Annotated in this window: 16 protein-coding genes; 2 read left to right on the top strand and 14 right to left on the bottom strand. The window is 69.5% G+C overall.

Features of this window, described 5'->3' with window-relative positions; translation table 11 throughout:
- Positions 1–5 precede the first annotated feature (5 nt).
- The gene (locus JHD77_RS19700; protein WP_016851681.1) at positions 6–1481 is read right to left on the bottom strand and encodes a flavin-containing monooxygenase; all 1476 of its coding nucleotides are present in this window, start codon (positions 1479–1481) and stop codon (positions 6–8) included.
- A gap of 146 nt (positions 1482–1627) precedes the next feature.
- Between JHD77_RS19700 and JHD77_RS19705 the strand changes: the two genes are divergently transcribed.
- On the top strand, positions 1628–2662 hold the full coding sequence (locus tag JHD77_RS19705; RefSeq protein ID WP_003118509.1) for an AraC family transcriptional regulator: 1035 nt from the start codon (positions 1628–1630) through the stop codon (positions 2660–2662).
- A gap of 148 nt (positions 2663–2810) precedes the next feature.
- Positions 2811–3656, top strand: a complete 846-nt coding sequence (locus JHD77_RS19710; protein WP_003107935.1) for a CmcJ/NvfI family oxidoreductase — start codon at positions 2811–2813, stop codon at positions 3654–3656.
- Between the two features lies 1 nt (position 3657).
- Here JHD77_RS19710 and JHD77_RS19715 read toward each other — a convergent pair whose 3' ends face one another.
- The 13 genes from JHD77_RS19715 to kynR all read right to left on the bottom strand — a co-directional run bounded on the left by JHD77_RS19715 (position 3658) and on the right by kynR (position 18322).
- Entirely contained in the window at positions 3658–4614 is a 957-nt protein-coding gene (locus JHD77_RS19715) for a FecR family protein (protein ID WP_003114844.1), read from the bottom strand.
- Positions 4611–5120, bottom strand: a complete 510-nt coding sequence (locus JHD77_RS19720) for a sigma-70 family RNA polymerase sigma factor (protein WP_003107976.1) — start codon at positions 5118–5120, stop codon at positions 4611–4613. Before JHD77_RS19720 ends, JHD77_RS19715 begins: the two co-directional genes overlap by 4 nt.
- 102 nt (positions 5121–5222) lie before the next feature.
- Entirely contained in the window at positions 5223–6416 is a 1194-nt protein-coding gene (locus tag JHD77_RS19725) for an MFS transporter (protein ID WP_010794128.1), read from the bottom strand.
- The gene (locus JHD77_RS19730; protein WP_017001341.1) at positions 6403–7683 is read right to left on the bottom strand and encodes an MFS transporter; all 1281 of its coding nucleotides are present in this window, start codon (positions 7681–7683) and stop codon (positions 6403–6405) included. Before JHD77_RS19730 ends, JHD77_RS19725 begins: the two co-directional genes overlap by 14 nt.
- Positions 7680–8759: an LLM class flavin-dependent oxidoreductase gene (locus tag JHD77_RS19735; protein ID WP_003120261.1), complete on the bottom strand. Its 1080-nt coding sequence runs from the start codon at positions 8757–8759 to the stop codon at positions 7680–7682. Before JHD77_RS19735 ends, JHD77_RS19730 begins: the two co-directional genes overlap by 4 nt.
- 12 nt (positions 8760–8771) lie before the next feature.
- On the bottom strand, positions 8772–11423 hold the full coding sequence (locus JHD77_RS19740) for a TonB-dependent receptor (RefSeq protein ID WP_031756587.1): 2652 nt from the start codon (positions 11421–11423) through the stop codon (positions 8772–8774).
- 91 nt (positions 11424–11514) lie between these two features.
- Complete coding sequence (locus JHD77_RS19745) at positions 11515–12363, bottom strand: class I SAM-dependent methyltransferase (RefSeq protein WP_009876352.1); 849 nt, start codon at positions 12361–12363, stop codon at positions 11515–11517.
- Entirely contained in the window at positions 12347–13003 is a 657-nt protein-coding gene (locus JHD77_RS19750; protein WP_003118518.1) for a hypothetical protein, read from the bottom strand. The genes JHD77_RS19745 and JHD77_RS19750 overlap by 17 nt, the downstream gene beginning before the upstream one ends.
- A complete protein-coding gene (locus JHD77_RS19755) occupies positions 13000–13902 on the bottom strand; it encodes an alpha/beta fold hydrolase (protein WP_003105331.1) in 903 nt (300 codons plus the stop codon). Before JHD77_RS19755 ends, JHD77_RS19750 begins: the two co-directional genes overlap by 4 nt.
- Positions 13903–13912: 10 nt before the next feature.
- A complete protein-coding gene (locus tag JHD77_RS19760) occupies positions 13913–14422 on the bottom strand; it encodes an aromatic-ring-hydroxylating dioxygenase subunit beta (RefSeq protein ID WP_003105327.1) in 510 nt (169 codons plus the stop codon).
- 27 nt (positions 14423–14449) lie between these two features.
- Positions 14450–16282 carry an asparagine synthase (glutamine-hydrolyzing) gene (gene asnB, locus JHD77_RS19765; RefSeq protein ID WP_003105325.1) on the bottom strand — a complete coding sequence of 611 codons (1833 nt, stop codon included), beginning with the start codon at positions 16280–16282 and terminating at the stop codon, positions 14450–14452.
- An 87-nt stretch (positions 16283–16369) separates the two neighbouring features.
- Complete coding sequence (locus tag JHD77_RS19770; RefSeq protein ID WP_003105323.1) at positions 16370–17644, bottom strand: aromatic ring-hydroxylating oxygenase subunit alpha; 1275 nt, start codon at positions 17642–17644, stop codon at positions 16370–16372.
- A gap of 201 nt (positions 17645–17845) precedes the next feature.
- Positions 17846–18322: a kynurenine pathway transcriptional regulator KynR gene (kynR, locus tag JHD77_RS19775; RefSeq protein ID WP_003088777.1), complete on the bottom strand. Its 477-nt coding sequence runs from the start codon at positions 18320–18322 to the stop codon at positions 17846–17848.
- Between the last annotated feature and the right edge of the window lie 24 nt (positions 18323–18346).

Consider the following 18346-nt stretch of genomic DNA (forward strand, 5'->3'; position numbering starts at 1 on the left):
GCGCTTCAGCGGGCCAGGTCATAGTCGGCAAGCTCCGGCCGGCGCGTACGCCAGCGATAGACGAAGGTGTAGCCCGGCCAGTTGTTGGTGTTCTTGCCGGCGGCAGTCTTGTACCAGCTGTCGCAGCCACGCTCCCAGACGGTATGGCGCAACCCCTGTTGCACCTCCAGGTTGAAGCGCCGCTGGACCTCGGGCTTCACGTCGAGGTAGCGCAAGCCCTGCTCCTGGAGCTGGCGCAGGCAGCCGAGCACGTAGGGGAACTGGCTTTCCAGCATGTAGACGATGGAGTTGTGGCCGAGGTTGGTGTTCGGCCCGTAAAGGATGAACAGGTTGGGGAAGCCGCTGACGCTGATGCCCTTGTAGGCTTCCGCGCCATCCGCCCAGGCCTGCCGCAGGTCGCGTCCGTCGAGGCCGAGGATGCGCATCGGGGCGAGGAACTCGGTGGCGGCGAAGCCGGTACCGAAGATGATCGCGTCGACCTCGTGCCGGCGGCCGTCACGGCCGACCACGGCGTCTTCGGTGACTTCGCGAATGCCCGTGTCGACCAGTTCGACATTGCTCCTGGCCAGCGCCGGGTAATAGTCGTTGCTGATCAGGATGCGCTTGCAACCCAGCGGGTAGTCGGGAACCAGCCGCGCGCGCAGTTGCGGATCGGCGATCTGCCGGTGCAGGTGACGATGGAAGCTCAGCCGCATCACCTTCATCAGCGCCGGGAAGGTCGCGAAGGCGAGCATCCGCGATTCGTGGTGCAGGTACTTGAGCCCCCGATCCAGGCGTTGCAGCCACGGCCAGCGCACCTTCAGGCGGCGTTCCCAGTCGGCGTAGGTGCGGTCCGGCTTGGCGATCACGTAAGGCGCGCTGCGCTGGAACAGCGACAGGCGTTGCACCTGCGGGGCGATCCGCGGGACGAACTGGATGGCGCTGGCTCCGGTGCCGATCACCGCGACCCGCTTGCCGGCCAGCTCGACCTCGGCGTCCCAGTTCGCCGAGTGGAACGCCGGACCCTGGAAGCGCTCCAGGCCGGGCAGGCGCGGCAGCAGCGGCCGGCTCAACTGGCCGGTGGCGCAGACCAGGGCCCGTGCGCGCAGCGTCTGGCCATCGGCGCAGCGCACCTGCCATTCGCCGCTGCCGGCGTCGAAACGGGCCTCCTCCACCTCGCAGTGGAAACGGATCTTCTCGCGCAGACGGTACTTGTCCGCGCAATGCCGCAGGTAGTCGAGGATTTCCGCCTGCGGGGCGAACTTGCGCGACCAGTCGGCCTTCGGCTCGAAGGAAAACGAATAGAGATGCGAGGGGACGTCGCAGGCGGCGCCCGGGTAGCGGTTTTCCCGCCAGCAACCGCCGACATCGGCGGCCTTTTCCAGGACCAGATAATCGTCGATGCCTGCCTGTCGCAGGCGGATCGCCAGGCCGAGACCGGCGAAGCCGGCGCCGACCACCAGCACCCGCAAGGGGGCTTCAGGGCGGGACTCGTTGTGCATTGTTGTGCTCCCGTTTGTTGCTTGCCACGCCGTCCGGCGCGATTCCGCCCAGCGGCGGATGGCAGCATCCTAGTTCGCCGGGGCGACTGGCGTTATGGCCGGGCCGGACATAAAGTTGTGATTTTCGGTCAACCTCGGACGCCACCATGCCCACTCCGCCCTGGTCTCCCCGCCGCAGCGCCATCAGCGCGCACCTGCTGATCCAGTTCGGCATCGACCGCGGCCTCGGCCTGGAGCAGTGCCTGGCAGGTAGCGGCCTGGATATCCGCCTGCTCGGCGATCCCTCCGGGGAAATCGACGCGGCCCAGGAACTGAGCGTAGTGCGCAACCTGGTCCGGCACCTGGGCGACGCCTGCGCGCCGGGCCTGGCGGCAGGCCTGCGCTATCACCTCAACGCCTACGGCATCTGGGGCTTCGCCCTGCTCAGCAGCCCGACCTTCCTCAGCGCCGCGCAACTGGGCCTGCGCTACCTCGACCTGACCTTCGCCTTCCATGGCATCCGCCTGGAGGTACACGACGATGAAGCGCACCTGGTGCTCGACGACGCCGGCATTCCCGAGGACCTGCGGATTTTCCTCCTCGAACGCGACGCCGGTGGCGTGCTGCGCATCCAGCGCGACCTCACCGGGCAGCGCCTGCCGATCCTCCGCGCCGGCTTCCGCCGCCCACCGCCCGCCGATCCCGCGCCCTACGTGCGCGAGCTGGGCCTGTGCCCGGCGTTCGGCCAGGCGGACAACCGGGTGGTCTTCGAACGGCGCTTCCTCGACCTCCCGCTGCCCGGCGCCAATCCAGAGGTGGCGCGCGCCTGCGAGGAGCAGTGCCGCGCCCTGCTCGCTCGCCGCCAGGTGCGCGGCGGTCTGGCCGGACGCATCCGCGACCGCTTGCTGAGGACGCCCGGCCACTTGCCGGACATGCAGACCCTGGCCATGGAACTGCACCTCACCGTGCGTACCCTGCGTCGCCGCCTGGACGACGAGGGCAGCAGCTACCGCCTGTTGCTCGACGAGGTGCGCCAGGCCCTCGCCGAAGAGCTGCTGGCCACCGGCGCGATTCGCCTGGAGGAGATCGCCGAGCGCCTCGGCTACGGCGAGGTGTCCAACTTCATCCATGCCTTCAGGCGCTGGAAAGGCATGACGCCGCGCCAGTATCGCCAGCGGCGACGACTCGACGCGATGTCCTGAGCCGCTCCGGGCTTATTCCACGAAGGCAGGACGCCAGCGCCCGATGTTCGTTTCGCCGCCGCCTGCCAGCGGCTAGATTGGCCGTTCACGCGCGGCATCCGGCGGCGCGGCAGCGGAGGCATCTCCGCTGGCAACGGGAGAACGACACATGGGTTGCCAGCAACACGCATGGCCGGCGCACGCGCCGGAGCAGGTCGAGGCCGAGGTCAACTATATCCGCGACAACGGCCAACGGCCGGTCGCCTACACCTATCCGGCCCCCGCCGGGACGCCGCAGCGCAGCGCGCTGTTGCAGCCGACCCGGGTGGCGATCCGCAATGCGCGTCTGCTGGCGCAACCGGCCAGCCTGGAGCGCGAGGGTTTCCAACTGGTGCGCGAGGCGAGCGCGGTGGGCGATTTCGAGGATGAAGCCCAGGTTCGTGAACGCTACTACCCGGAAAGCATCGCCCTGCTCCGCCGCCTGACCGGCGCCGCCGAGGCGGTGATCTTCGACCACACGCTGCGCGTCGACCAGGCCGGGCGCGAAGAACGCGGCCTGCGCGAACCGGTGCGCTACGTGCACAACGACCAGACCCTGCGCTCGGCGCCGCGCCGGGTCCGCGACCACCTGCCGGCGGAACGCGCCGAACGGCGCCTGGCCGGACGCTTCCAGATCGTCAACCTGTGGCGTCCGTTCGGCCACCCGGCGCAGCGCGCGCCGCTGGCGTTGCTGGACGCCCGCAGCCTGGCGTTCGACGACCTGGTGGCCAGTGACCTGGTGTACCGCGACAAGGTGGGCGAAACCTACTCGGTCAAGCCCAACCCGGAGCACCGCTGGTACTACTACCCGCACCTGCTGCCGGAGGAAGCGCTGCTGCTGAAGATCTACGATTCGCGGGAGGACGCGCAGGCCCGCCTCGGCGCGCACACCGCCTTCGACGATCCCTGCACCCCGGCCGATGCGCCGCCGCGGCAGAGTATCGAACTGCGTTGCCTGCTGTTCTTCGACGAATGAGTCAGGCGGGGCGCAGGCTGATCCAGTAGTCGCTGTAGCGCAGCACGCGGATCGGCAGGCTGCGTCCGAGCATGTCCAGGGACGTGTGCATGTCGTCCAGCGGGAACAGACCGCTGACGCGGTTGCCGGCGATCTCCGCGTCGAGCTGGAGGATGCCTGGCAGATAGGGCCGGAAGGCCTCCGCGACCCAGGCCAGGGAGCGGTCGTGGACCTCCAGCCAGCCGCTGGCCCAGGCATCCTCTCCGGCCTGCATCGGGCCCTGTTCGAGCAGGCCGCCGGCATCGAACAGCAGGCTACGTCGTGCCGCCACCGCCAGCTGGCGTCCCTCACCGGTGGTCAGCCGCGCGCTGCCGCGCAGGGTCACCAGGCGGATCGCCCCGCGCTCCTCGGCCAGCAGCAGGCTGCCGCTGGCGCAGTCCACCCGTCCGGCGGCGCAGTCGAGGGCGAAGGCGCCGCGCGGGTCCTCCTTCACTTCCAGGCGCATCGCGCCGCGCCGCAGTTCCAGGCGTCGCTGGGCGCCGTCGAGCAGCGGTCGCACCTTGCTCCGCGCGTTCAGGCGCAGGCGGCTGCCGTCGGCCAGCAACCAGTCGCGGCGCTCGCCGGTGCCTGTCGCCAGTTCGCCGGGCAGACCCATGCCGGCCTGGACCCAGCGCTCCAGGCCGGCGCCGCCGGCGAGCAGGACGAACAGCCCGAGGGCGCCGCCGACGAAGCGCCGGCGGCTCGACGGCTGCTCCAGGGCGCGCAGCACGGTAGCGCTCGGCTGGCCGCGCCAGGGCGAGTCCTGTAGCGGCGCGAGGCTGCCAAGCAGTTGCCGGAACACCTCGGCATGCTCGCTCGACAGCGCCTTCCAGCGTTCCAGGGCATCGCCCTCGGCGGCGCTGAAGTCGCCGGATTGCAGGCGCACCATCCATTCGATGGCCTCCTCGACGATGCGTTGCCGTTCCGGCTTCTCGCTCATTCCTGGAATCCCCGGTAGCAGCAGTGCAAGGCATCCTTCATCAACTGGTGGATGCGCCCCAGGGACAATCCGAGGCGTTCGCCGATCTGCACGTAGGTCAGGCCTTCCAGCTGGCTCATCAGGAACACTGCCCTGGCCTGCCCGGACAGGCCGTCGAGCAGGCGGTCGATGGCTTGCAGGCTCTCGATCAGCATCCACTGCTCGTGAGGCGACGGCTGCACCGCCTCCGGCGCCTCGGCGAGGATCTGCAGGTAGGCGCGCTCCAGGTCCTTGCGCCGCCAGCTCTCGTACATCAGGCGTTGCGCGATGGTCGCGAGGAACGCCCGCGGCGAGCGGATCGACGCCGGGTCGGGGAGCATCCAGACCTGCAGGAAGGCCTCGGCGGCGAGATCTTCGGCGCTGTGGCTACAGCCGGTCTGGTAGGACAGCTTCTTGCACAGCCAGTCGTAGTTCTGCTGGAACAACTGGGCGATCAGGGTGTTCTTGATGGAGCCTTGGCTATCCATGGTAAGCGTTCGCTGCTGGCAGGCCACGCCACGGATAGCGGTAGTGAGCCTGGAGGTTGAGGAACGGCGCCCGGGGCTGTTCCCGTGGCGCGCGGTAGGGAATCAATCGAGGCGCTCCCGGCAGTCCGCCGTGCCCGCCGGCCGCTGCGCGGACAGCCAGCCGCAGGCGGCGGCGCCGAGGATCAGCGCAGCGCCCCACCAGGGGAGCGCGCGCACCGCCACCTGGTCCACCAGGATCGCGCCGATGAAGGCGCCCAGGGCCACGCCGAGCTGGATCGCGCTGGTGTTGAGGCTGATCTGGATCGCCGCGGTGTCCGGGCTGAGTTCCACCAGGTATTTCTGGATCGCCGGCCCCGGCGCCATGTTGAACACGCACCAGAACACCACCGCGCCCAGCAGCAGCGGCAGGCCGTCGGTGGCGAACGGCAGCAGGACCAGGGCCAGTGCGTGCAGGAGCAGGAAGGCGACGAAGGTGGCCGGCCCCGGCCAGCGGTCGGCGGCGCGTCCGCCGAGCAGCGCGCCGAGGATGCCGCCGCCCCCGTAGACCAGCAGGACCAGGCTGATGGTCGGTTTGTCGAGGGCCATGCTGCCGACCAGGAACGGCACGATGTAGGTGTAGACGGTGAACTGGCCGGTCATCTGCAACAGCGATGCCAGGTGGGCGAACGGCACCCGGCCCCGGGCCAGCGCCCGCAGTTGCTCCGCCGGGGCGATGCCGGGCGCGCCGGGGATGGCCGGCAGCAGGCGCAGGAGCAGCGGCAGGCCGAGCAACGCGACCCCGGCGAGCAGCAGGAACAGGCTACGCCAGCCCCAGAACTCGCCGATCAGGGTGCCCAGCGGTACGCCCAGCACCAGCGAGGCGACGATGCCGGCGAACACCAGACCGATCGCCCGGCCGCGCCGTTCCGGCGCGACAATGGCCACCGCCAGGGTGATCGCCACCACCACGATGACCGAGGCGCTGGCCGCCACCAGCAGCCGGCTCGCCAGCAACAGGGCGAAGCTCGGCGCGGCGGCGCTGGCCAGGTTGGCGCCGATGAACGCCAGCAGCGCGCCGGCCAGCAGGCGGCGGCGCTCGATACCGGCGCTGAGGTAGACCAGCAGCGGGCCGAGCAGCGCATAGACCAGCGCGTACAGGCTCATCAGCAACCCGGCCCGGCCCTGGCTGACGGCGAAACTGGCGGCCAGTTCGTCGAGCACCCCGGCCACCACCAGTTCCACCGTGCCGACCACGAAGGCCAGTCCGGCCAGCAGCCAGACGCCGACCTCCGCCCTGCTCCGTTCAGTCTCGCCCATGGCTGCGTGCCTCCCCGTCGATGGCGTAGCGATAGCGCCCGAGCATGACCAGCAGCCCTGCCGCCACGCCGAACGCGCCGAGCAGGACCAGCGTCGAGCCCGCGTAGGAGCCCGCGCGGTCGTAGAAGTAACCCAGCAGCCAGGACCCCAGGCTGATGGCGATGGCGAAGGTGAAGGGCTGGATCGAGCCATAGATCACGCTGAAATGGCGCAGGCCGAAGTAGCGGCTGACGAAGTACTGGGTGGTGCCGGTCTCGCCGCCGGCGCCCAGGCCGATCAGGAACACCGCGCCCCAGAGCAGCGCCGGCGGTCCGCCAAGGAGCAGGAGCAGCAGCCCGAGCGCCGCCAGCAGGGCGAACGGCAAGGCGATGCGCGGGGTGTCGTAGCGGTCCAGCAGGTAGCCCAGCGCTGGTTGCGAAACGATCATGCCGACCCACAGCGCCGCCAGCACGTCGGTAGCGACTTCCCGCGACAGGCCGCGCTCCTGCAACAGCGGCACGCCATGCACCATCACGCCAGTGACGGCGAACACGCCGAGGGTCAGGTTGCCGACGATCAGCCAGAAGTCCGCCGAGCGCCAGGCCTGGCCTGGCGTCGCTCCGGGCAGCGCGTCGGCTGGCGTGCGCCGCGCCTGCGGCAGGTCGCCGGGTCGCTCGCGGAACAACGCATAGAGCAGCGGCAGCGCCAGGAGGCCTTCGAGCAGGCCATAGACGAGGAAGGTGGCGCGCCAGCCGAAGGCGTCGATGCAGGCGCTGCCCAGGTACAGCGCCAGCGGCCCGCCGACGCCGAAGCCGAGTCCGAGGATGCCGTAGGCCGCGCCGCGACGACGCTCGAACCAGCCGCCGAGAATCCGCGCATAGGGAATGTTGCCCGGCGTCAGCAGGCCGAGCAGCGCGAACAGCAGGTATAGCTGCCAGCCGCTGCGCGCCAGCGCCAGGCTGGCCAGGCACAGGGCCAGCGCGGCGGTCAGCGGCAGGACCAGGGCGCGCGCGCCCCAGCGATCCACCAGCCAGCCCTTCAGCGGGCTGCTCAGGGCTACCGCCAGGCCCAGCAGGGTCACCGGCAGCGCCGACTGGCCGCGGTCCCAGTCCAGGTCGGCGGCGATCGGCTCGATGAACAGCGAGAAGCTGCTGATCACCAGCCCGGTGGGGCCGAAGATCACCCCCACTACCGAGGCCAGCAGCACCCCACAACTGGCCACGCCGAACTCGCCGACGCCAGGCGCCGGCGCGACGTCCTCCATGGCCTCGCGGGCGACGCCGCTCATGCGTCGCGCCTCAGGCGCTCGATCAGTTGGCGGCGCAAGCGGATGTCCTCGGCGTTCTCGGTGGTGGCCTCGAGCTGGACGATCTCGATGCCGGCGCGATGAAAGGCCAGGATCTGTTCCGCCACCTCGCCGACGCTGCCCACCAGCACCCCGGCGAAGCTGCGCTGCACGGTATTCGCCACCCATTCGCGCAAGGCCTCCGGCTCCAGCCGGGCGAGCCGGTCGCGCTCGCCGTCGCGGGCGACCTGCGGCGATGCCGCCAGTTCGTCGAGGGGCCGTGCCAGAAGCAGTTCGAAAGCGGCCTGGCGGTAGTGCTCGGCGATGTCCAGGGCCGCCGCCGGACTGTCGCCGAGGATCACCTGGAAGTGCTTCCAGAACTTCAGCCGCCGTCCCTGCTCCGCCGCCTCCTCGTTCAGCCTGCGCTTGAGCTCCGCGGTCTGCGTGGGGCTGGCGAAGTGGCCGGCGTAGACGTCGGCGAAGCGCACCGCCAGGCGTTGTGCCTGCGCCGAGGAGCCGCCAACGGATAGCGGCGGGCGCGGCCGCTGGATCGGCAGGAAGCCGCTGCCGGCGTCCTCCAGCCGGTAGAACTCGCCGTGGTAGTCGAAGGGTTCGCGGCTTTCCAGGGCGCGGGTGAAGACCTCCAGGTACTCCACGGCGCGCCGGTAGCGTTCGTCCTTGTCGGCGAAGTCGCCGTCGCGGCGCACGTCGGCGTCGCTGGAGCCGATCACCAGGTGTACGCCGGCGCGCCCGTTGGACAGGCCGTCGAGAGTGGCCAGGGCGCGCGCGGCAACGGTCGGCTGGGCGCTCCCCGGTCGGTGCGCGACGGTGGCGCGCAGGCGCGGCGCCGCGGCCAAAGCCCAGCCGGCGACCAGCCAGGGGTCGGGCCAGGCAGCGGAAACGGTGAACAGCGCGCCGTCGAGGCCGTCCGCCTCTTCCAGGCGGGCCTTCTGCTGGATGTCGAAGGCGCTCACCGCGCGACTGCGGGTGTCCGGCAGGAAACGCGCGGCCTGGCGGGCGAAGGCACTGTCGCCGATGACCGCGGAGGCGCGCACGCCGCCGCGCAGTTCGATGCTCATGGTTCGTCCTCCTTAGAAGGTGTAGGCCGCGCCGAGGTAGTAGAAGGCGCCGTTGAAGCTGATCTGCGAGGCATAGGTGTCGTACTGGTTGAAGCCGAGGTAGGCGCTCTCGGCCGGCAGCTTGTCGGGCTTCACGTCGAACAGATTGTTGGCCCCGGCGCTGAGGGTCAGGTTGCGGCTCGCCGCATAGCGCAGGGCAACGTCGGTGATGTACTTGGGCGAGTTCTCGAAGCGGTTGAAGACCGTGGTCGAATAGGCATGCTCGCCGGTGTAGTAGTCCAGTTCGGAAACCGTCTTGCTGTAGCGCGTTTCGCGCAGGGTCAGGCCCCAGCGCCGGTAGCTCCAGTCGGCCTGCAGGCTGACCTGGCTGCGCGGCGTGGAGCTGGTGATCCAGGCCTGCTGCTGGTCGTTGAGCAGCGGCTGGCCGTTGCGCCCGCGATGATTCCTGACCAGCTTCGTGCGATTGACGTTGGCGCCCAGGCGCCAGTCGATCCGGCCCCACTCGCCGAGCCGGGTCAGGTAGCTGGCGGTGAGGTCGAGGCCGTGGGTACGGGTGTCGGCGCCGTTGGTCATGTAGTGGGTGCTGACCTGGGTCAGTCCGGCCGGGATGCTGATCCCGCCGGCGCGCAGCGCATCGATCGCCGGCTGTCCGGAATAGGTGGCACCGTCGACGATGCGGTCGCGGATCTCGATGCGATAGGCGTCGATGGCCAGGTTCAGGTCCGGCAAGGGATCGAGCACCAGGCCGAGGTTGTAGCTGATCGATTTTTCCGGCTCCAGGTCTTCGGCGCCGAGCAGCCTGGCCGCCGGCGAGTTGACCGCCAGCAGGCCGCTGGCGATGGTCGGCGAGACGCCCAGGCTGGTGTAGTTCTCCTGGGCCAGCGACGGCGCGCGGAAGCCGCTGCTGAGACTGGCCCGCGCCGATACCTCGGGGCTGAAGCGGTAGCGGCTGGCGAGCTTGCCGTTGGTGGTGCTGCCGAAGTCGCTGTAGTGCTCGTAGCGCGCCGCCGTCTCCAGTTGCCAGCGCTCGTCGAGGGCGATGGACAGGTCGAGATAGGCGCCGAGCACGTCGCGGCTCCACTGTCCGGCGGTGGCCGGCGCCTGCCCGGGGAGTGCCTTGGAACCGCCGTTGTAGTAGGACCAGGGATCGCCGGCCTCGACCTCGTAGAGCTCGCGGCGCTGCTCCAGGCCCCAGGAGAAATTCAGCGGCGCCGGCAGCCAGGCGAGGTCGAAGTCGCGGCGCAGGTCGAGATTGTTGGTCCACTGGGTGGCCTTGTAGCGCGCCAGGTCGAAGGAGCGCGGCGAATCGCCGGTCTCGCCGTAGAGGGCGAGGTTGATCGAATGGTCCATGCCGATCTCCGGGCGGTCGGCACCGTAGGTCGAACTGAGGTCCCAGTCCCAGGCGCCGAACAGCTCGCCGCCACGGGCGCCGAGGGTCAGCGAATAGTCGTCCTCGTCGCTGGTGATGCGCGGGGTGAAGCCGTTCGGATAGAGTCGCGGCGCCAGGGACGGCAACTGGTAGATCTGCGCCGAGGACACCGAGCGATGGGTATAGGTGGCGAAGCTGTACAGCTCGACGTTGTCGTCCAGCGCCACGCCGGCGTTGTAGGCCAGCGCCTGGCGGTGCAGCGAAGGGTCGCCGATGGACGGGTTGCCGTAGTGCCCGGTACGCTGGTCGATGCCGGCGCGGATGGTCCGCGCCTGTTCGCGGAACTGCGCGCTGAGGTTGAGGAAACCGCTCTCGCCGAAACGCAGGCCGCCATTCACCCCGCCGTTCTGGGTCAGGCCGTCGCCATCGCCGTAGCGACCGTTGTCGTAGGCGAGCCGGCCGCCGTGGTCGGCCGACTTGAGGATGACGTTGATCACCCCGGCGATGGCGTCCGAGCCGTACTGCGCCGAGGCGCCGTCGCGCAGCACCTCGATGCGCTCGATGGCGGCGAGCGGGATGGTATCCAGGTCGACCCCGGTGGAGCCGCTCTGCAGCCCGCCGCTGACATTGATGTTGGCGGTCTCGTGACGGCGCTTGCCGTTCACCAGCACCAGCACGTGGTTGGGACTCAGGCCGCGCAGCGACTGCGCGTTGGTCAGCGCCGAAGCGTTGTAGGCCTGGGCCTGGCGCGACAGCGAGGGCAGCAGGCGCACCAGGGCGTCGCGCAGGTCGCCGCTGCCACTGTCGCGCAATTGCTCGGCGCTGACCACATCGATCGGTGCCAGGCTCTCGCCGGCCTTGACATCGGCCTTGCGGGTGCCGGTGACCACCACCGTGGCCAGGGTCCCGGCGGGCTTCGCCGCCGGCAGCGCGGCATCCGGCGCCGTGGCGCGTTGCAGGCTGAGCACGCCGGCGGCGCTGCGGCTGTATTCCAGGCCGCTGCCCTGCAAGGCCCGCTGCAGCGCCTGCTCGACGCTGTAGGAGCCCTGGATCGCCGGTGCCGGCAGGCCCTCCACCAGGTGCTGGTCGAAGGCGATCGGGATGCGACTCTGGCGGACTATGCTCAGCAGTACCTGGGCCAGTTCGCCGGCCGGGATGTCGAAGCGCTGGATCTCGGCGCTGCTGGTGGCGCGGACCTCCTCTGCCGCCGACTCGCCGGGCTGGCCAAGGCAGGCCAGGCCGACCGCGCAGAGCACGGGGACGAGTCGAAGACGTGGCGAACGCGGGTTGGACATGGTCGGTTCATCCTTGATCGGTTGCGGATGCCACCGAGTGCAATTGCCCGTACCGATTTTCAGCCGCGCGGCAGACCGATTGCGCATAAGGTTATGCCTCGCCCTCCCGAGCCCGGCAGCGCCAGACACTGACCGGGATTTCGCTGACCTGTCCGTCGGCCTGCATGCGCCGCTCGGCGATCCGCCCGAGGCGGACGAAGAATTCCTCCAGGCGCGTCGCCGGCACCAGCGGTGCGAAATAGGTGCCGAAGGTGGCGGCGTGGAAACGCTGGTATTCGGCGGAGTCGGCGACACGCAGGACCGCCGGGCGGGAGACGATGGAGTCGACCCGGAAGTGTCGTTCGACGCGTTCGCGCAACGCCTCCCGGCCACGGGTGCGGGTGCCCATCGGCAGCAGCCCGGCTTCCGCGTAGAGCGCCGCCACCCGTTCCGACGCAGCCAGGCCCATCTCGACCAGGGCCTGGGCGACCAGGTCGTCCTCGCCGCCGAGGCCATCCTCGGCGAACGGATGGTGCGAGGTGAACAGGAATACCCCCTGCGCCTCGAGGTGCCGCGCGACCCACCGGAACAGCCGCTCTTCGTCGGGATACAGCCAGTGCAGCACGGCGGTCATGCTGATCAGCTCGAAGCGTTCCGCCAGCGGCGGCAGGTCGAGCAGGTCGCCCTCCAGCAGACGCGCCTCGACGCCAGCCCCGCGCAACTGCGCGCGCGCCTGCTCCAGGCGCAGCGGCGAACGCTCGATGCCCCACAACCGTTGCAGGCCGGGCCAGCGCCGGGCGCCGCCGAGCAGCAGCGAGCCGATGCCGCAGCCGAGATCGAGCAGGCTGCGCGGCTCGATGCCGGCGCGGTCGAGCACCCAGTCCTGGTCGCGACGTTGCAGCAGTTCGCTGGAATCCTGGTAGCCGTCCAGGCTGCGCGCCTGTTCAATGATCGCGTTCATGTACGCCTGCTCCTTGGTTGAGGCTGTCCGCCGTGATGGTCCATACGCAGCCGTGGCCTTGCGGCTCTTCGTAGAGCCGCCAGTCGGCGCGGCAATCGCTGGCGGCGACGAACGCCGACAGCAGCTTGGTGCAATAGGTGCAGGCCGACTCCAGGGTGATCGGCACGCCTCGGGCGCGGGCGCGCTCGCGGTAGTCCCAGATCGCGCAGTGACGGTTGTGGAATACCGCGCGCCCGTCAGCCTCGGCCTGCACCTCGAAACGCGAACCGTAGAGCGCGGCCTGGCGTGCCAGGCGGTCGGCGGCGCTGGCCGGATCGCCCCGTCCCGCCGGTTCCAGCGCGCGATAGATCCGCGCGGTGGCGCGCGCCCAGTCGTCGAGCCGGTAATCCGCCGGGCGCGCGACGATGAACTGTTCGATCAGCGCCTGGGCGCGGAAGAACACCGCCTGCCAGGCTTCGGCGCGCAGGTCGTCGGTCGCCGGCAGATCGGCGAATATCCGCGCGCTGGTCGCCACCCAGTCCCCCAGGTCTTCACGCCGATGGCGCTCGGCGACGTAGGCGGACATCGCCGCGTGCACCTCGAACACCCGCTGTCGCCAGAGCGTCGCCTGCGCTGCCGGATCGCGTTCGACGGCGCTCATCGGAGCGCCTCCCGGTGGCTGGCGAGAAACCCCAGCAGGTGCTCCAGCACGGCGTCCGGCGCGTCCTCGGGAAGCATGTGGCTGGCGCCGATGGCGGCGCCCTCGACCTGCCCGGCCCAGGTCTTCCAGATTTCCAGCGGATGCTGCCCGGCGGCGTAGGGGCGCTCCTGCCAGAGCACCTGGACCGGGCATTGCAGGCGCCGGCCGGCATCGCGATCGGCCTGGTCGGCGTCGGCATCGACGCCCACCGCGGCCCGGTAGTCCTCGCACATCGCATGGCGCACGGCGGGGTCGCGGAACGCCCGGCGGTAACTTTCCAGCGCCTGCGGGTGGTAGATGTCGCGGCCCTGGGCCATGCGTCGCAGGGTGTAGTCGAGGAAGTGCTCCGGATCGGCGCCGATCAGGCGCTCCGGCAGGTCGTACGGCTGGGCGAGGAGGAACCAGTGGTAGGCGTTGAGGGCGAAGGCCTTGTTCACCGCGGCCCAGTTGTCGAGGATCGGCACCACGGTCAGCGAGACGAAGGCCGCGACCGCTTGCGGATGGTCCAGCGCCAGGCGATAGCCGACCCGCGCGCCGCGGTCGTGGCCGATCACCGCGAAGCGTTCGAAGCCTAGCTGGCCCATCGTTTCCAGTTGGTCGCGGGCCAGCGCGGCCTTGGAATAGTCGGCGCCCTCCTCGTCCAGCGCCCGCGATTCGCCATAGCCGCGCAGGTCGGCGAGGACCACGCTGTAGTCCTCGGCCAGGCGCGGAGCGATGCGATGCCAGGCCAGGTGGGTCTGCGGATAGCCATGCAACAGCAGCAGCGGCGGGCCGCTGCCCTTCACGGCGACGCGGAGGCGCGCGGCGGAGGTGTGCAGGGTCAGGTAGTCGAAGCCGGGCAGCAACGGATCGGTATTCATGGGCGGCGCCTCACAGGATGATGCTGATGCGCCGCTGGGCGCTGATGGTCTCGTGGTCCAGGCGGATCTCCCGCGAGACGATGCGCAAGCCCCCGGGGCCGTCGCGCAGGACATGACTGGCTTCGCCGACGAAGCTCCAGGCCTCGCGGTTGCGGAACTGATGGACGACGAAGTTGCTGCGGCTGCTGACCAGTTCGCCCTCGACCCGCTTCAGCCGCACGTTGCCCACCAGGCGGCGGGTGCGCGAGCGCGGCTGCTCCATCCAGGTATGCCCGCCGAGGATGCTGTCGACCCGCTCGCGCAGGCGCACGTGGTCGTCGTCGATGATGTACAGGCTGTCCTCCGGCGCCTGGCCGGCCAGTTGCTCCTGCAAGGGCAGCACCCGGTAGCGTGCGGCGCGCTCGAACAGCGCGAACCAGGTATCCAGCAGGCGGTCGTCGAGCAGCTCGGCTTCGGCGACGAGGAAATCGCTGACCCGCGCCAGCAGGTCGCTGTCGGGACGGGACAAGGCAAGGCTCATGAGTATCCTCCGGGAAGAAAGTGCCGCTCAGAGGCTGATGTCGACCCCATGGCGGGTCAGCCAGCGGTCCAGGTTCAGCAGGTAGGCCAGGCCGGCGGTCGGGCTCGCCGAGGCACGCGGGCTGGGCAGCGGCGTGCCCTGTTCGAGAGCCTGGCGGACCCGCCCGGCGTCCACCAGTTCGAACAGCGGCGAGCGGCCGTCGTCGAGCAGGCGGCCGACCCGCTCGCGCAGCAGCGCCAGGTAACGTGGGTCGGGGTTGGCCGGGAAACCGCTCTTGCGCCGCTCCAGGATCGCCTGCGGCAGGTGCCCGCGCAGGGCCCGGCGCAGCAGGCTCTTGCTTTCCCCGGCGACGCTCTTCAGCGCCCAGGGCAGGTTCCATACGTACTCCACCAGGCGGTGGTCGCAGAACGGCACGCGCACTTCCAGGCCGACCGCCATGCTCATCCGGTCCTTGCGTTCGAGCATCGCCGGCAGCCAGCGGCTCAGCGCCAGGTAGGCGACCTCGCGCTGGCGTCGCTGGGCGGCATCCTCGCCATCCAGCCGCGGCACTTCGGCGAGGGCCTCGCGGTAGCGCGCCCGGATGTATTCCGGCGCCGCCACCCGTTCGGCGACCTCCCGCCGCAGCAGTTGCCAGGGCCCGCTCTTGCCGGCCAGCCAGGGGAAGCCGTCGTGTGCGAGGGCGCTCGGGTCGTGGAAGAACGGGTAGCCGCCGAACACCTCGTCGGCCGACTCGCCCGACAGTGCCACCGTGGTGTGCTCGCGGACCTGGCGGAACAGCAGGTAGAGCGAGGCGTCCAGCTCGCCCCAGCCGGGCAGGTCGCGGGCCTGGAGCACCGCCTCGTCCTGTTCCAGCACCTCTTCCGGGGCGACCAGCACGGTACGGTGCGGCGTACCGAGGAAGTTCGCCGCCAGCTGCGCATAGGGTTCGTCCCAGCTGCTTTGCCAGGGCGTCGGGACGAAGCCGCGGCCTTCGCCGGGGAAGTCCACGGAGAAGGTCGGCAGGCGCCGCGCGTCGCCATCCAGCGCGGCCACCGCGAAGGCACTGATGGCGCTGGAGTCGAGCCCGCCGGAAAGCAGGCTGCCCAGCGGGACGTCGGCCACCAGTTGCTCGGCCACTGCCTCGCGGAGCAACTGGCCGGCGCGTTCGGCGCTGTCCTCGGCACCCTCTTCGTGACGTTCCGCGCGCAGCGCCCAGTAGACCAACTCGCGCACACCATTGCGGTCGAAGCGCAGCGCCTGGCCCGGCCGGACCTGGCGCAGGCCCTTGTACAGGCCGTGGCCGGGAGTCGGCGCGGTGGTCAGGGCGAACAGCTCGGCGATGCCGCTGGCGTCGAGCACCGGGTTGGCCTCGGGGTTGGCGAAGATCGCCTTGGGTTCCGAGGCGAACAGCACGCCTCCGGCGGTCGGGTAGTAGTACAGCGGCTTGACCCCGAAGCGATCGCGCACCAGCCACAGGCTCTGCTCGCGCTCGTCCCACAGGGCGAAGCCGTAGATGCCGCGGAGGCGGGCGAAGGAAGCCTCGCCCCATTGCAGATAGGCGCGCAGCACCACTTCGGTGTCCGAGCGGGTGCGGAAGACCTGGCCCAGCGTCTCCAGCTCGGCGCGCAGCTCGCGGAAGTTGTAGACCTCGCCGCTGTAGGTCAGCGCCACCCGCCCACCAGCCTCGGCAAGCATCGGTTGAGCGCCGTTTTCCAGGTCGATGATCGCCAGGCGCCGATGGCCGAGCAGCGCGTGCCGCGACAGCCACAGGCCTTCGGCGTCCGGCCCGCGCGGGGCCAGGGTACGGGTCATGCGTTCGAGGATGCTGCGCTGCTCGCCGAGGTCGCGGCTCCAGTCGGTCCAGCCGGTGATTCCACACATGGATGACGTTCCTTGCAGTGACCCTTTATTCCCCGCGTAGCCAGGGCGGCGCGCAGGGATCTGCAGGGAGCGATGGTTGAAGACGGCTCAGACGGCCACGGCGAGAAGCCGCAGGGCGGCGGGCTGCTGCCCGAGCCGGCGGCTCCACTCGCGCCAGAAGCCGCGGTTCTGCTCCTCGTCGACGTGGCGGCGGGTTGCCGGTCCCATGCCGCGGGAAAAATCGCTGTAGCCGAGGGCGGCGTGGGCGTAGGCGCGCTGACAGGATTCGAGGATCTCGACGTCGTCGGGGGTGCCGAAACCGCCCGGGCCGATGAACGAGATCAACCCATTGATCCGCGCCGCCCGCTCCTCGCGGGTCTCATCGGCGAAGCCGGCGCCCCATACGGTGACGCTGACCTCATCGGCGGCAGTCGGGAAGAACGAGCGGATGTTCAGGCCGAGGATGTCGTTGATCACCAGGTTGGGAAAGATGAACAGGCTTTTGTTGGTGTGGGCGATGTCCTCTGCCCGCGCCTGCCCGAAGCGTTCCACCAGGCGTTCGAACTTGGCGGCGATGGACGGCTTGAGCGCTTCCGGGAACAACGGGCTCCAGTAGGCGATCGGCCGTCCGGTGGACGGCGGGCCGCTGATGATCAGCGCGTGGCCGTTGCCCAGCGCCTCTCCGCGTCCGTGGCGCTTGTGCGACTCCGGATCGGTGCCGAGGGTATTCAGGTATTCCAGGTAGCGCTTGTGGGCGAACGGCAGGTGGTAGGCGTCCACGCCGTTTTCCGCGAGCAGCTTCCAGTTGGCCTTGATCGAATGCTCGAAGCCACCGGGGATGATCTCCAGTTCCGCCTCGGACTGGTCGCAGATCAGGTCGATATAGTCCTTCGCCTGGCCCAGGTAGGTTTCCAGGGACGGTTGCCGGGCGGCGTAGTGGATGAACAGGAAGTTGCGGTAGACCGCGTGTTTCACCCGTGTCAGGGACAGCTCCGGATGGCATTGCCCGGCATGCTGGTAGGCGGCCTTGTCCGGCAGGCCGATCAGGCTGCCGTGGCTGTCGTAGGTCCAGCCATGGTAGGGACAGGTGAAGCGCTGGCTGTTGCCCTGGCGCTCGGCGCAGACCTTGGCCCCACGGTGCGCGCAGGCGTTCAGGTAGACCGCCGGCTCGCCATCGGCGCGACGCTGGATGATCAGGTTGCGCCCGCCGACGTCGCGGGTGATGAAGTCGCCGGGCTCGCGCAGTTCGCTGAGGTGGGCGGCATACAGCCAGCTGTCGTCGAATATCTCGTGCAGTTCGCGCCGGTGCAGTTCCGCGGAAACATAGGCCTGGCGCCTGACCCGGAAGTAACTTGCGTCGTCGGTCTCGATATATTCACTCACCGCCTAACCTCCGTGTAACGTTGACAACCCGGCAACGGGGACGGAGGAAACCTAGCACGGGGAAAATCAATTCCGGCAGACTATTTATTCATTAGCTAATAACTCGTAACCCCATGAAAAAAGACAAAATAATTATTTCCCTCGACGACTGAAAATTCCTTCCTCTCATTGCACTCATGCTTTTATGAGGGGTCGCCCCGTTCAACTCTTCAGGTTCACCAGGTCGAGCAGGTCGGCACCGGCCTTGATCTCCTGCAGGACGATTTCCGAGCGGATATCGGTGACGCCGGCGGCGCGGTTCAGTTTGTTCACGATGAAGTCCGAATAGTGCTTGAGGTTGCGCGCCCGGACCCGTAGCACATAGTTGGTGGCGCCGGTCACCACATAGGCGGTGACCACCTCCGGCCAGTCCCGGACCCTGGCGATGAACGCCTCGTGCCAACCCTCGACGTCCTGGCGCAGCGACACATGGACGATGGCTTCCAGTTCCACGCCCAGTCGCTCGGCATCCAGTTCCACCGAGTAGCCGCGGATGATCCCCTCGCTTTCCAGCAGGCGCAGCCGGCGCAGGCAGGCGGATGGCGAGAGGGAGACCTTCTCCGCCAGGTCCTGGTTGCTCATCCGCCCGTCCTGCTGCAGGTGACGGAGAATGCGCAGATCGATGGCGTCCAGGGACATGTGCAGCTCCTATCAGAATGAATA

Source organism: Pseudomonas sp. P20 (assembly GCF_016463925.1).
In the GTDB taxonomy this organism is placed as follows: domain Bacteria; phylum Pseudomonadota; class Gammaproteobacteria; order Pseudomonadales; family Pseudomonadaceae; genus Pseudomonas; species Pseudomonas aeruginosa.

Coding starts and splice junctions, on each gene's coding strand:
- JHD77_RS19700 (WP_016851681.1), bottom strand. CDS start 1,481: ATGCACAACGAGTCCCGCCCTGAAGCCCCCTTGCGGGTGCTGGTGGTC.
- JHD77_RS19705 (WP_003118509.1), top strand. CDS start 1,628: ATGCCCACTCCGCCCTGGTCTCCCCGCCGCAGCGCCATCAGCGCGCAC.
- JHD77_RS19710 (WP_003107935.1), top strand. CDS start 2,811: ATGGGTTGCCAGCAACACGCATGGCCGGCGCACGCGCCGGAGCAGGTC.
- JHD77_RS19715 (WP_003114844.1), bottom strand. CDS start 4,614: ATGAGCGAGAAGCCGGAACGGCAACGCATCGTCGAGGAGGCCATCGAA.
- JHD77_RS19720 (WP_003107976.1), bottom strand. CDS start 5,120: ATGGATAGCCAAGGCTCCATCAAGAACACCCTGATCGCCCAGTTGTTC.
- JHD77_RS19725 (WP_010794128.1), bottom strand. CDS start 6,416: ATGGGCGAGACTGAACGGAGCAGGGCGGAGGTCGGCGTCTGGCTGCTG.
- JHD77_RS19730 (WP_017001341.1), bottom strand. CDS start 7,683: ATGAGCGGCGTCGCCCGCGAGGCCATGGAGGACGTCGCGCCGGCGCCT.
- JHD77_RS19735 (WP_003120261.1), bottom strand. CDS start 8,759: ATGAGCATCGAACTGCGCGGCGGCGTGCGCGCCTCCGCGGTCATCGGC.
- JHD77_RS19740 (WP_031756587.1), bottom strand. CDS start 11,423: ATGTCCAACCCGCGTTCGCCACGTCTTCGACTCGTCCCCGTGCTCTGC.
- JHD77_RS19745 (WP_009876352.1), bottom strand. CDS start 12,363: ATGAACGCGATCATTGAACAGGCGCGCAGCCTGGACGGCTACCAGGAT.
- JHD77_RS19750 (WP_003118518.1), bottom strand. CDS start 13,003: ATGAGCGCCGTCGAACGCGATCCGGCAGCGCAGGCGACGCTCTGGCGA.
- JHD77_RS19755 (WP_003105331.1), bottom strand. CDS start 13,902: ATGAATACCGATCCGTTGCTGCCCGGCTTCGACTACCTGACCCTGCAC.
- JHD77_RS19760 (WP_003105327.1), bottom strand. CDS start 14,422: ATGAGCCTTGCCTTGTCCCGTCCCGACAGCGACCTGCTGGCGCGGGTC.
- asnB (WP_003105325.1), bottom strand. CDS start 16,282: ATGTGTGGAATCACCGGCTGGACCGACTGGAGCCGCGACCTCGGCGAG.
- kynR (WP_003088777.1), bottom strand. CDS start 18,322: ATGTCCCTGGACGCCATCGATCTGCGCATTCTCCGTCACCTGCAGCAG.